The sequence below is a fragment of the Erythrobacter litoralis genome (assembly GCF_029760855.1).
GTDB lineage: Bacteria > Pseudomonadota > Alphaproteobacteria > Sphingomonadales > Sphingomonadaceae > Qipengyuania > Qipengyuania litoralis_A.
Genome location: NZ_SOSI01000005.1, coordinates 150,854 through 164,195 on the forward strand (window position 1 = coordinate 150,854; position 13,342 = coordinate 164,195).

Genomic DNA, 13,342 nt, shown 5'->3' on the forward strand with positions numbered 1-13,342 from the left:
CTGTCACAATTTCGTCGGAAAGCAGGAAAATTACGCGCCGAGGATGGAAGGAAACAATCCCGTTACCAGAATGATGATTACCGCCAGCGGACAGAGCCATGCAATCAGGAACCGGAACAGGCCGAAGCTCAGCGGAGACAGCCCTGTCGTCGTCTGCAAGAGGCGTTTGTCGGCCTTCCATCCGATGAAAAGGGACGTGAGCAACGCGCCCAAGGGCAGCATGATCTTACCCGTAAACCCGTCGACGGTATCGAGGATATCGGTTTCGGCGAACAGCGACCAGAAGCCGAGCGGTCGCACGTCCGACCAGACATTGTAGCCGAGCAGGCAGAATATCCCGATGACAAAGGCGCCGATACCGAAGATCAGCGCCGATTTCGGGCGCCTCCAGCCCCGTTCGCCGATGCCCCAGGCGGTCGGCACCTCAAGCAAGGAGATCGAACTGGTGACCGCGGCAACGAGGATCAGGACGAAGAAGAGGAAGCCGAACAAGGCACCGCCCGGCATGGTCTGGAAGGCGAAGGGCAGCGTCTGAAACACCAGCGTTGGGCCCGCGGCGGGATCGAGCCCGACCGCGAACACAATCGGGAAGATCATCAGGCCGGCCAGCAGGGCCACGCAGGTGTCGGCGATTGCAATCATGGCAGATGTCGAGCCGAGCCCGCTGCCTTCCTTGATATAGGAACCGTAGGTGATCAGTCCGGCGACGCCGAGCGACAGCGAGAACAACGCCTGCCCCAAAGCGGAATTCATCACCGGCGGCGTCAGTTTCGACCAGTCGGGCGTGAACAGAAAGGTCAGCGCCTCGCCCATTTCCCCTTCGACTGCGCCGTAAATCACGAGGCCCAAGAGCAGCACGAAGAAGATCGGCATCAGATAGGTCGCCGCCTTCTCGATCCCGGAGGAGACGCCGCGCGCCACGATGAAAAGCGTCAGCCCCATGAAGCCCAAATGCATGACCAGGAGCAGCATCGGGCTGGCAAACATGTCGGAAAGCCGCTGCTGGATCTGGTCGCGGCTTTCTCCGGCCAGCGCACCGCGAAGGGGGTCGCCGGACAGGATGGCCTGGATGAAATCCGCGCCCATCGTGCCCGCGTAGTACAGCACCCAACCGGCAACGACCGAATAGAAGGACAGGATTAAAAAGGCCGCGATAGCTCCGATACCGCCGAAGATGGACCAAGCGGGAGAGGCATTCGATTGACCAGCAACCCGCCGGATGGACCCCACAGCGTCGGTCTGGCCGACGCGGCCGATGAAAATCTCTGAAAGCACCAGCGGCAGCCCGAGGAGGAATACGCAGGCAATGTAAAATATGACGAAGGCGCCGCCGCCGCTTTCGCCGGCCAGCGTGGGGAAACGCCAGATGTTTCCAAGCCCTACCGCTGCGCCGACCGCCGCCAGAATGAATGCGGAGCGCGAGGACCAGCCCTCACCCGTGTTCTTCGCCGTAGCGACCATTACCAATATCCCTCCCGGACCGATGCGACGAATTCCCGCCCTCACTATACTGCGCGCTCCCTAAGCAGAGCGAGCGCCCTTGTCCAAGGGTTAGCTTCCCCTCTCCGCCCACCCTTGCTAGGGCGAACGCCATGTCGACGACATTTCAACTCGATACCTCGACCAGCCGGGCCAATCCCACCCCGCAGCCGATGAAGCGGCTGACCGTGCCGAAAATCCGCGCACGTAAAACGGACGGACAAAGCGGTGAACCGCTGGTCATGCTGACCGCCTATACCGCGCGGCAGGCGCAGTTGCTGGACGAGCATTGCGATCTCCTGCTGGTCGGCGACTCCTTGGGCCAGGTCATTTACGGCCTGCCTTCAACCATTCCCGTCACGCTCGACATGATGGCCAATCATGCAGCGGCCGTTGTACGCGGAAGCTATCATGCGGTGGTCGTGGTCGATATGCCGTTCGGATCCTACGAAGCCTCGAAGGAACAAGCATTCGAAAGCGCGGCGCGCTTGCTCAAAGAGAGCAACGCCGCAGCGGTAAAGCTGGAAGGCGGCGAGGCGATGGCCGAGACGGTCGCGTTCCTGTCGGGACGCGGCATCCCGGTGATGGGTCATGTCGGACTGACGCCGCAAGCGGTCAATTCACTGGGCGGATACGGCGCACGCGGCCGTAGCGATGCCGAGGCCGAAAAGATCGTCGGCGATGCGAAGGCGCTCGATGAGGCCGGTGCTTTTGCCGTGGTTGTCGAAGGAGTGGTCGAACCGATCGCCATCGAAGTCACGAACGCAATTTCCTGTCCGACTATCGGTATTGGTGCATCGGCGAAGTGCGACGGACAAGTCCTCGTGACCGAGGATATGCTGGGCATGTTCGAACGAGTGCCACGCTTCGTCAAACGCTACGAAAACATCGCCAAGACGATATCGCAGACCGTCGCGCGGTATGCCGACGAAGTGCGTTCGCGCAGCTTCCCCTCATCCGATCAAACCTATCAGCCGAAGAGCTGACGAGAGACCAACTCCCATGGCAACCTTGCTGCGTTTCTATGCGTTTTCGCTGTTCTTCACTGCTGCCTGTCTCGTACTCGCGGCTTGGTACGGCTATGCGAGCACCGGCACGGTGGAAGGCTTGCTCTCGATCCTGTGGATCGTCGTCGTCTTGTCGATCCTCGAAGTCTCACTCAGCTTCGACAACGCCGTGGTCAATGCCACCGTCCTGCGCGAAATGGACCCGGTCTGGCAGCGCCGCTTTCTGACATGGGGGATTCTGATCGCGGTGTTCGGCATGCGGATCGTTTTCCCCGTCGCCATTGTCGCCATCGCGGCGGGTCTGGGACCGGTCGAGGCAGTCAGGTTGTCGCTCAACGATCCAGTCGAGTACGAGCGTATCGTCACAGGCGCCCATGTCGCCATTGCCGGCTTCGGGGGCGCGTTCCTCGCCATGGTCGGCCTGTCGTTCTTTTTCGATGCCGATAAGGAAGTGCATTGGATTGCAGCGGTGGAGCGGCATATCGCTCGCTTTTCCAGCATTCCCGCCATCGAACTCGGCATCGTGCTCCTGCTGATCTGGGTTGTCTCCTTGCTTCTTCCCGATGCCGACGCCTTGAGCTTCGTGACGGCCGGTGTGCTCGGGCTGGTGACCTACATCGCAGTAAACGGAATCGCTGCGGTCATCGAACAGCGGGAAGCGGCAAAAAAAGCGGCCGGCGAACTGGTGCGCTCGGGCCTCGGCGGGTTCCTCTATCTTGAAGTTCTCGACGCATCCTTCAGCTTCGATGGCGTCGTCGGCGCTTTCGCCCTGTCGAACAACATGATCGTCATTGCACTTGGCCTGTCGGTCGGCGCGATGTTCGTGCGCTCGATCACCATTCATCTGGTTAAACAAGGTACGTTGACCCAATACCGCTTTCTCGAGCACGGCGCCTTCTGGGCGATCATCGTACTCGGGGTTATCCTGCTGTTCAGCGCGCGCTACCATATCCCCGAAACCATCACCGGCCTGATCGGCGCGGTGCTGATCGGGATCAGCTTCTGGTGGTCCCTTCGTTATAACCGGCGGCATCCGGATGCCTCGCCAGACGAGTAGACAACGGAGCAGCCAGCACCAGCTGGAACAGGTGATAGAGCAGCAGCGGTACGACGACGAACCCGGCGACGTCCGGCGGGAACAGAACGGCGGCGAGCGGCACACCGATAGCCGCCGATTTCTGCGCGCCCGCAAAGAGGAACGATACGCGGTCCGGCCGGCGAAGGGCAAGCGCCCCGCCCGCCAACCACGCGCCGCAATGGGCCAGTGCCAACATTAGGGCGACAAGCGCTACGATGACTGCCCAATCGGCCGCGCCGACCTTCGTCCAGATTCCCTGCGTCACCGCACCGGAGAACGCGACGTAAACGGCGATTGCGATCACGAGCCGATCCATCCAGACGATCTTCGGCTTGTGTTTCGCAATGAAGCCGGTCGTGCGGGTCTGCACGATCTGGCCGATCGCGAAAGGCAGGATCAGCACGAGCAGGATCTTGATGATCGCCCCGCTGCCGACCGCCCCCTCTCCGCTTCCGCCGAATATCAGGAACAAAGGCACGGATACGAAGACACCGAGAATGTTCAACAAGGCAGCGGCTATCACGGACAGCGCAATATTGCCCCCGCCCAACGTGCTGTAAGACGTGGCCGACTGGACCGTCGAAGGCAGAACACCGAGATAAAGAAAACCGGTCGCAATGAGCGGCGGCATCAGAAGCGCTGCGACGAGGTTCGCGCCGAACCCCATTACCGCCAGCGATCCGAATACCCAGAGGATAAGCGGGAGGAAAAAACGCCAGTTGGCGAAGCCCGCCCGCATGTCTTTACGCGCGATGCGCATGCCGTTCAGCAGAAACAGCAGGAAGATCGCGACATCGGCGACCGATTGCGCGACCTCGCGACTGGCCCCGCTCACAGGAAGGAAGGCGGCAAGAAGGATGGCGCCGACCAGCATGCGCAGCATTGGGTCGGCAAACAGAATGCGTAAAATCATGGCGCCGCCCTGCGTTCCGCATGCCGCCTTGTCCAGCGACCCGGCGTCAGGATTGCATGTCGTATTGTTTGAGGAGATCGTACAAAGTCGGACGGCTGACGCCGAGCAACCGGGCCGTACCCGAAATGTTGCCGTCCGCCCTAGCTAATGCACTGCGGATCATTCGACGGTCGGCAGCCTCGCGCGCCTGTTTCAGATTGAGCGCGCCTTCCGCCCCGTCGCTATCGCCGAGGTCGAGATCCTCGGCGTTCACGAGCTTGCTGTCGGCCATGATGACCGCCCGCTTTACCCGATTTTCCAGTTCGCGGACGTTGCCCGGCCATGGCCATTCGTCGATCGCCCTCAGCGCGTCGGGGGCGAAGCCAGATACTTGCGGGTTCATTTCCGCTGCGAACCGGGTGAGGAAATGTTTGGCGAGTAGAACCGCATCGCCGGGCCGTTCGGCGAGCGTCGGCACTTTCACCACGATCTCCGCTAGACGATAGAATAGGTCTTCGCGAAACCGCCCATCCGCGATCATCTCGTCAAGATTCTGATGGGTCGCGCAGACGATACGGACGTCGACCGGGATCGCCTTGCGCCCGCCCACCCGCTCGATCACCCGCTCCTGCAGAAAACGCAGCAATTTGACTTGCAACGGCAGCGGAATGTCGCCGACCTCGTCTAGGAACAGCGTACCGCCATCGGCCAGTTCTACCTTGCCTTCGCTGGTGCGCACGGCGCCGGTGAATGCGCCCTTCTCATGACCGAACAGCTCGCTTTCGAGCAGTGTTTCGGGGATAGCCGCGCAATTGATGGCGATGAAGGGTCCGTGGCGCCGGTCGCTGGTGTCGTGAAGCCCGCGGGCAAGGAGTTCCTTCCCGGTCCCGCTCGCACCCAGCAGCATGACCGAGACGCTCGTCGGTGCTACCCGCTCTATCGTCCGAGCGACCTTGCTCATTTCCGGTGCTGCCGTGATCATCGTGCCGAGCACCCGGCGATCCTCACCGACCTTTTCAGACAGTTTACGATTTTCGTCCTCGATCCGGTGCAGGCCGAACGCGCGGCTGACGATCAGACCCAACTCGTCGATATCGACTGGCTTCTTGTAGAAATCATAAGCCCCACGTTCGATTGCGGTGAGGGCGCTCTCTCGCGCACCGTGCCCGGAAGCGACAACAACCTTGGTATCGGGCTTCAACTGCATGATCGCATCGAGCACTGCAAAACCCTCGCTCGTTCCGTCGGCGTCCGGCGGCAGGCCCAGATCGAGCGTCACGACCGCGGGCTCTTCGGAACGCAGCAAGGCGAGCGCCTGCTCGCGATTGCCGGCGCTGAGCACTTCGTAGTCCTCGTATGCCCACCGCAATTGGGCCTGCAACCCCTCGTCGTCCTCGACGACCAGCAATTTCGGTTTTGCGTCCGCTCGTGCCATTACGCCGCCTCGCGCGCCTTATCTTCATCAATTTCCAGCATCGGACGTGCAGATTCCAGCGGCAGGCTGATCGTAAAGCGCGTGCCGAGACCTTCGCGGGAATCGACATCGAGTTGCCCGCCCATTGCCCGGATCGTCTCCCGCGCTTCGAACGCCCCGATGCCGAACCCGCCGTCCTTGGTCGAGACGAAGGGCTTGAAAAGACCTTCCCGCAGGAATGCCGGGCTCATGCCGACGCCGCTATCGATGACGCAAATCCGACCATACAACCCGTCGCTGAACGTCTCGATGGCGACCGCGCTTTCCGCATCACTGGCATCGATCGCATTCTGGACGAGATGGGTCAGCGCCTGCTCCAATCCCTCGATCTGACCGCACACCTTCGCTTCCTCGGATCGGATCAGCGTCAGGGGATGAATGCCAGCCAGTCGCGTGGTCACGGCGACGACCGGACCACGCATATCGAATGCTTCGCTTGAGCGGGTGGCAGTCGTTCCATAGCGACCGAGGCGCGCCAGCAAGGTGTTCAGCTTGTCGGCACTGTTACGCACGGTAAGCATCATGTCGCGGCGGAATTCGGGATTGTCCGCATGCTTTTCTGCATTGCGGGTGAGCAGCGACATTTGGCTGGCGAGGTTCTTGATGTCATGCATGACGAACGCCATCCGACGATTGAATTCGTCGAACCGGCTCGCTTCGAGAAGCGCCGCCTGACCGGCCTGCTCGGCGAGGTAGCTGGCGAGTTGGCGACCGACGATCTTCATGATGTCGAAGTCCTCCCAGTCGAGCCGGTGATCGTGCGCCGGCATGGCCAGGACGATCACGCCGACAAGCCGGTCGAAATGGATCAGTGGCACCGCCGCCCAAGCAGAGTCGCAGTTAATAAGCCAGTCTGGGCAGAACGCATCGCAGCCCACCGATCTGGCTCCTTTGCGTAGCCCCGGAAGATCGATTACCCTGCCATCGCGTTCCATCGCGGATATCAAGGGTGCGGGCAAAGTCCGGGGCAAGACGTTCTGATCGCCCCAATTGCGCGATGCGATGCGAGAGAACCCCTGGTCCTCGCTATGCATAAAAAGCAGCCCTCCTGGGCTCCCCGTCAGATCGGCGAGCGCTTCGATCGCGCGTTCCGGCAAGGCGTCGCTCGACCCATCCTTTCCGCGTGCAATAGTTTGTGTGAACCGAAGCCATTCAGCACGATAATCGTAACGGTGTTCGAACAGGTGCTTGAGCGCCGTCACCCGGAGCCAGGCACGTGCGCGGCGCGAGGGCATCCAGATCAGCAGGAGTGAGGCGGCAATTACCATTGTGCCAACCTGCAACATCCGCGCGGTGTCCGCAGAGGCAGCATCGAGCCATCGTGCGGTAAGCGCCAAAGCAAACGCGTAACTGACGATGAGCAACAGCGAGAGAAAATGGAACGTCGCGGTGCGCGAAGGGCGGAACTGTAGGCTGGACGTAGAGCGCCGGAAACCGACCGCACTGACCAGGCTCGCTATAGCGATGGTCAGGGCATAGAATGGCTCGAGGGTTTGCGGAGTCGTTCCAGTGAGCCACGCCAGCAAATGAAAGTTGAGCGAAAAAGCCCAAATGGCAAGCAGGCCGCCCGCACTCCACCGCAGCAGGATACGCGTTTGCCGCTCGGCTCCGAGATGGAGGTTGTGAACCAGGACCAGTGCGCCGACCGCAACGAGAACGCGAAGGATTGATGACGTTTCGAAAACCAGGGTTTCCGAAATCCCGCCATCAGGCTGGGCGGGGACGAACAGAAGCGCAAATTGCAGGGTCTCGACCAACGCAATCGCTACGATGGCAGGCCGGACCAAAACGAGGTTTTCGTCCCGTCCATCATTCGCGAACAGGCGGAACAATGCGTAAATCCAACCGAGATTGGCAAGAATTTCTGTGGCTTCGGCAAGATGGTGCCCCATACCGAACGCCGCCGAACTTACGAACCACGATGCAGATGCGAGGAACGCAGCTATGGCAGCAGCGCGGTCAAGTCGGCTTACGCCTCCCGGTCGCCCAACCCAGATAGCCGAGAGTATACAGGCAATCCCGGCAGCACCGTAAAACACGAAAGCCGAGGCGGAAATCCACCCCTGCACTATGCTAACGCCCAGAAAGCACTGCGCCCATCACCGGCTGGCAAATGCCGGTGTCGTAATGGCAGTGTAGAAGAGATGTCCCGGCAAATCGACATTGCCGAGACAGCTATCGCAGGATGGTGAATTCCGAGTAAATGCGACCGTGCGGAAGGATGCGAAATCGCTTGCGAACCCTCCGCCCGTCGATCGCTGCTTATTCGGTCACGCTGTCCTGCACCGCTTCGCCGGCGCTTTGTGCGGCATCGCCGACCTGACCGGCCGCTTCGCCGACGGAATTGGCAGCATCGGTCACGGCGTTGTCCTTGGCGACCTCTGCCCCGCTCATCTGGCTGAAAATCACGATGGCGGCGATCACGGCGACGGCAAGAATGATGACGAGGCCCCACTTAGCCCCTCCTCCCGACGAACGATGTCCGTCGTCGGTCACGACGGTGTGCGTGGTATGAGTATTGCCCGAGGGTGTCCGGGTTTCGGTTATGCGCTCTTCCGACATTTGAGAGTCCTTCCCAAGTTGATCGCCTCCAAACGACCGCTAGGACGAGACAGTTCCGCGATGAATGGTTAATGCGTTTCGAATTCGAACGGCGTCGCGCCCCGGCGCATTTCGGTAAATTGCAGGCGGCGGTTCAGCGGCGGCAGGGAACGCTGCGGACACGCCTCGCGCAGGCAACGGCGGCAGCCCGGTCCGATCGGCTGCGCATCGGCAGGACGCAGGGAAAGGCCACGGGCCTGCGCCAGGTCGGTAGCCAATACGGCTTCGATGCCGAGCGCCACGACGAAGCGCGCCGCCCCGGGCAAGCCGCCGGTATCCTTGCTGCGCGACAGGGTCAGCCATCCGGCCGTCTCGCTTTCATCTTCGAGCGCGACGAATTGCGGAACGATGGTCCCCGCCCTCTCGAACGCTTCGTGGACGTTCCATAGCGGGCAGCTTTCCGCCTCGCCCACGAAGCGCGCCGAACTTGCGCCAATGAAACGCTTGGAAAATTGCCCTGCCCGGTCCACCCGGATCATGAAGAACGGCAAGCCGCGCTGGCCGACGCGCTGTAGCGTCGTGAGCCGGTGGGCGAGCTGCTCGAAGCTAACGCCGAACCGCCTTTGCAGGATCGGCAAATCGTAACCCGTACTCTCGCACGCCCGCAGGAAGCGCCCGTACGGCATAAGCAATGCAGCTGCGAAATACCCATCGAGATGGCGCTTGAACAAGTTGCGGGCGGTCTCGTCGGAGAATTTCGCCCCTTGCGCCAAGGTGCGGATCGCGTCCCGCTGCTCCAGCTGCGCAATCTGCACGGCCAGCTGGAAATTACGTGAGGCCGGGCTCATCATCTCGGAAAGCTGGATCTGGCGCGCATGAAGATCGAGCCGGGAAATCGTATCGCGCAAAACATCCGCCGGAAGGATGCGAACGGATAGTTGGTGCCGTTCGCGCAGCCTTTCGGTGAGGGCGAAACCGATATCGCCCCGTGATAGGCGTATAGCGTCGGCCAATTCCTCCGCTGCATGATCAAGATCGGCGAAGTGGTTGCGCCAGCGTTCGATCTCCATGCGCGAGGCGGCCAGCACGTCGTCCTGCGGTTCGGCCCCTCGCCCCGCGCGGTCGTAAAGCCGTGCGAAGGCCGCCGCCGCATTCGGCGCGTTGGCGATGAACTCCGCCATCTCCTCGCGGTCGATCGCGAAATCGGAAAATCGCTCGTCGGCAAAACGGCGGGCGAGACCGTCGATCCCGCCAATGGCCTCGTCTTCCTTGAGCGCCGACGGGTCGAAATCGAATTCGTCGACCAGCGCCATGACGACGCGAGCACTTAAAGGTCGTTGCCCACGTTCGATGAGATTGAGGTAACTCGGAGAGATCGACAGGCGTGCTGCCATCGCGGCTTGCGTGAGATCGGAGCGCTTCCGAAGCTTGCGGATCTGAGGACCGGCGAAGAGAGCCACATCGGCCATTTGTAAATTTCCTTACAGCATTACATCGTTCAGGGAACGATTAATGGGTATCCTACAACTAAATTTGTAAATTATCATGTTCCGAATGCGAAATCTGTGAAACGAAAGCTTCGAGGCGAGACGCTATTACGGACAGGAGCATACGATGACCTACCAGACCAATATCACGCAAATGCAGGAGTTCATTCAGCAGGGCGGCGCCCCGTGGAACGGCATCGATGCGGCCAGCGCGGCCCGCATGGCGGTGCAGAACCGCTTCCGCACCGGGCTCGACATCGCGAAGTACACTGCAAAGATCATGCGCGAAGACATGAACGCCTACGATGCGGATCCCGCGAACTACACGCAGTCTCTCGGTTGCTGGCATGGTTTCATCGCGCAGCAGAAGATGATCTCGATCAAGAAGCACTTCGGCAGCACCAAGCGCCGGTACCTCTATCTCTCCGGCTGGATGGTCGCCGCGTTGCGCAGCGAGTTCGGCCCCCTGCCCGATCAGTCGATGCACGAGAAGACCGGCGTGCCCGCGCTGATCGAGGAGCTCTACACATTCCTCAAGCAGGCCGACGCCCGCGAACTGGGCGGTCTGTTCCGCGAGCTCGATGCCGCGCAGGATGCCGGCGACGAAGTCAAGGCACGCGACATTCAGAACAAGATCGACAACTACGAAACGCATGTGGTGCCGATCATCGCCGATATCGATGCGGGTTTCGGTAACGCAGAGGCGACGTACCTGCTCGCCAAGAAGATGATCGAGGCGGGTGCCTGTGCCTTGCAGATCGAGAACCAGGTTTCCGACGAGAAGCAATGCGGCCACCAGGACGGCAAAGTCACCGTGCCGCACGAGGACTTCCTCCAGAAGATCCGCGCCATTCGCTACGCTTTCCTCGAACTCGGCGTGGAAGACGGCATTATCGTTGCCCGTACCGATTCGCTTGGAGCCGGCCTGACCAAGCAAATCGCTTACAGCACCGAACCGGGCGACCTCGGCGATAAATACAACAGCTTCCTCGATTGCGACGAAGTCGATCCGGCCAACATCTCCAATGGTCAGGTCTTCATCAGCCGCGACGGCAAGCTGATGAGCCCGAAGCGCCTGCCTAGCAATCTCTTCCAGTTCCGCTCCGGCACCGGGGAAGATCGCTGCGTCCTCGATTGCATCACCGCCCTCCAGAACGGCGCCGACCTTCTTTGGATCGAGACCGAGAAGCCGCATGTCGAGCAGATCGCCGGTATGGTGGACCGGATCCGCGAGGAAGTGCCCAATGCCAAGCTCGTCTATAACAACTCCCCGAGCTTCAACTGGACGCTAAATTTCCGCCAGCAGGTGTTCGATGCATGGGAGAAGGACGGAAAGGACGTCTCCTCCTTCGATCGCGATCGGCTGATGAGCGTCGATTACGACGGTACCGATCTCGCCGCCGAAGCCGATGAGCGCATCCGCACCTTCCAGGCCGATGCGGCCAAGCGGGCAGGCATCTTCCATCACCTCATCACCCTGCCGACCTACCACACCGCGGCACTCAGCACCGACAATCTCGCCCGCGAGTATTTCGGCGAACAGGGCATGCTCGGCTACGTCAAGAACGTGCAGCGCGAGGAAATCCGGCAGGGTATCGCTTGCGTTAAGCATCAGAATATGGCCGGGTCCGACATGGGCGACGACCACAAGGAATACTTTGCCGGCGAAGCGGCCCTGAAGGCTGGCGGCAAGGACAACACCATGAACCAGTTCGCAGCCGCCTGAGGAGAGGAAAGGTGACCACGATGACCGAAGAAAACCCCGCCGCCGCCAAGGAACCCGGCCGCGCCCGCGCCCTGTTTTCGACCGCGGATTTCCGGATGCTGCGCACTGCGCTGATGCATTACGCCCGCCAGACGGACGACCGCGAGGAACTCGCCCGCATCAACGCCCTGCACCACCGGCTTGGAACCTACGTCCCTTCGGAGGACTGAGCCGCACCCTTTCAACAGTTCTCCTGGGGAGGAGAAACGGCCGTCGGAGCAACCCCCATAGCTCCGGCGGCCGTCATATATTTGGGCTTAGCCGCCGCTGCGCGGCATCAGTTCCAGCGCCGCGCTGGCCAAGGCTTCCGCTCCGGTCGCCACGACTTTCTCGGCATCGGGTGCCCAGAACGGCGAGTGGAGCGAAGGCAGCGGTTTGCCTTCCTCTTCCAGCGCCGTGAGCATGTCTTCCGGCGTCCCGCTGATCCAGAAGATAAGAGATTTCACATCGTCCGGCGCGGCGCGGCGGAACTGGCTGAAATCCTCGCCGCCCATCACCGCGGGCCATTCCATCACCCGGTCCTCGCCGAAACGCTGGGTGAACTCGGCCGCAATCTCGGTCGCGAATTCGGGATCGTTATAGGTCGACGGCGTGTACGGGTCCTCCACTGTCACCACAGGCATCAGTTCATCCGGCAGGCCGGCGGCAATCGCTTCGCCGCGCGCAACACGCTTGATCCCTTCGAGCAGCAGGTTCCGGCTCTCGTCGGAATAGCTGCGCACGGTCAGCTGCAACTTTGCCTCGTCCGAGATGATGTTGTGCTTCGCGCCCGCGTGGAAGCTGCCCACTGTGATGACCGCAGGATCGAGCGGTGAGGATTCGCGGCTGACGATGGTCTGCAATTTCATCACGATCGCACTCGCCAGCACGACGGGATCGCGCGTCGTATGCGGATAAGCGCCATGCCCGCCCACGCCCTTCACTGTGATGTCCACACTGTCGACATTGGCAAGCGCATAGCCCGGTGTGAACCCGATCGTGCCCGCCGGTGCCGGGGCGGCGGCATCGTGGAAGGCGACGGCGTAATCGGGCTTCGGAAAGCGTTGGTACAGCCCGTCTTCCAGCATGGCGAGGGCGCCAAGGCCAAGCTCTTCGGCCGGTTGCAGGATCATGACCAGCGTGCCCTGCCATTCGTCCTTGCGCTCGGCCAGAAGCTGTGCCGCACCGATGAAGCCTGCCATGTGCGTATCGTGCCCGCATGCGTGCATGACGCCGGTGGTCACGCCGCTCGCAGGGGTGGCGGTCTCCGTTGAGGCGTATGGCAGCCCCGTCTGCTCGACCACCGGAAGCCCGTCCATGTCGGCGCGAAGCATCACTGTCGGCCCTTCGCCGTTCTTCATTACGGAGACGACGCCGGTGCGTCCGACCTTCTCCGTCACCTCGAAGCCCAGATCGCGCATCCGTTTCGCAAGCTTGGCGGCAGTTTCGGTTTCCTCGAAACTCAGTTCGGGATGGGCGTGGAGATCACGGTATAGCTCCATCAGCTCCGGCATGTCTTCGGCGAGGCTGGCGCGAAGATCCTGCGCGGCGGCAGGCGTGGCGACGGCGAGCGCCAGCAGGGCAGCGGCTGTTGGACGAATGATGGACATGGCGTGTGTTTTCCCTTCCCGATGGAACAC

Annotated in this window: 11 protein-coding genes; 4 read left to right on the top strand and 7 right to left on the bottom strand. The window is 61.4% G+C overall.

The genetic code is table 11. From position 1 onward, the window contains the following. Positions 1-30: 30 nt before the first annotated feature. Positions 31-1,461, bottom strand: coding sequence for a sodium-dependent transporter (locus E3U23_RS10830; RefSeq protein WP_279351279.1), 1,431 nt, complete (start codon positions 1,459-1,461; stop codon positions 31-33). 131 nt (positions 1,462-1,592) lie between these two features. On the opposite strand from E3U23_RS10830, the gene panB reads away from it, so the two are divergent. Together panB and E3U23_RS10840 are read left to right on the top strand one after the other, a co-directional pair. After that, a complete protein-coding gene (gene panB, locus E3U23_RS10835) occupies positions 1,593-2,465 on the top strand; it encodes a 3-methyl-2-oxobutanoate hydroxymethyltransferase (RefSeq protein ID WP_279351280.1) in 873 nt (290 codons plus the stop codon). A gap of 16 nt (positions 2,466-2,481) precedes the next feature. Continuing rightward, positions 2,482-3,543 carry a DUF475 domain-containing protein gene (locus tag E3U23_RS10840; RefSeq protein ID WP_279351281.1) on the top strand — a complete coding sequence of 354 codons (1,062 nt, stop codon included), beginning with the start codon at positions 2,482-2,484 and terminating at the stop codon, positions 3,541-3,543. Here E3U23_RS10840 and E3U23_RS10845 read toward each other — a convergent pair. The 5 genes from E3U23_RS10845 to E3U23_RS10865 all read right to left on the bottom strand — a co-directional run bounded on the left by E3U23_RS10845 (position 3,482) and on the right by E3U23_RS10865 (position 9,940). Beyond that, positions 3,482-4,477, bottom strand: a complete 996-nt coding sequence (locus E3U23_RS10845; protein WP_279351282.1) for a bile acid:sodium symporter family protein — start codon at positions 4,475-4,477, stop codon at positions 3,482-3,484. The genes E3U23_RS10840 and E3U23_RS10845 overlap by 62 nt on opposite strands. Before the next feature lie 46 nt (positions 4,478-4,523). Then, complete coding sequence (gene prsR, locus E3U23_RS10850; protein ID WP_279351283.1) at positions 4,524-5,891, bottom strand: PEP-CTERM-box response regulator transcription factor; 1,368 nt, start codon at positions 5,889-5,891, stop codon at positions 4,524-4,526. After that, positions 5,891-7,999, bottom strand: a complete 2,109-nt coding sequence (gene prsK, locus E3U23_RS10855; protein WP_279351284.1) for an XrtA/PEP-CTERM system histidine kinase PrsK — start codon at positions 7,997-7,999, stop codon at positions 5,891-5,893. The genes prsR and prsK overlap by 1 nt, the downstream gene beginning before the upstream one ends. A gap of 193 nt (positions 8,000-8,192) precedes the next feature. After that, entirely contained in the window at positions 8,193-8,492 is a 300-nt protein-coding gene (locus E3U23_RS10860; RefSeq protein WP_279351285.1) for a hypothetical protein, read from the bottom strand. A 68-nt stretch (positions 8,493-8,560) separates the two neighbouring features. Next, the gene (locus E3U23_RS10865) at positions 8,561-9,940 is read right to left on the bottom strand and encodes a helix-turn-helix domain-containing protein (protein WP_279351286.1); all 1,380 of its coding nucleotides are present in this window, start codon (positions 9,938-9,940) and stop codon (positions 8,561-8,563) included. Between the two features lie 145 nt (positions 9,941-10,085). Here E3U23_RS10865 and E3U23_RS10870 point away from each other — a divergent pair, with 145 nt between their 5' ends. Together E3U23_RS10870 and E3U23_RS10875 are read left to right on the top strand one after the other, a co-directional pair. Beyond that, positions 10,086-11,684 carry an isocitrate lyase gene (locus tag E3U23_RS10870; RefSeq protein WP_279351287.1) on the top strand — a complete coding sequence of 533 codons (1,599 nt, stop codon included), beginning with the start codon at positions 10,086-10,088 and terminating at the stop codon, positions 11,682-11,684. 20 nt (positions 11,685-11,704) lie between these two features. Further along, a complete protein-coding gene (locus E3U23_RS10875) occupies positions 11,705-11,893 on the top strand; it encodes a hypothetical protein (protein ID WP_279351288.1) in 189 nt (62 codons plus the stop codon). Positions 11,894-11,980: 87 nt separating this feature from the next. Here E3U23_RS10875 and E3U23_RS10880 read toward each other — a convergent pair whose 3' ends face one another. Beyond that, positions 11,981-13,312: an amidohydrolase gene (locus E3U23_RS10880; protein WP_279351427.1), complete on the bottom strand. Its 1,332-nt coding sequence runs from the start codon at positions 13,310-13,312 to the stop codon at positions 11,981-11,983. Between the last annotated feature and the right edge of the window lie 30 nt (positions 13,313-13,342).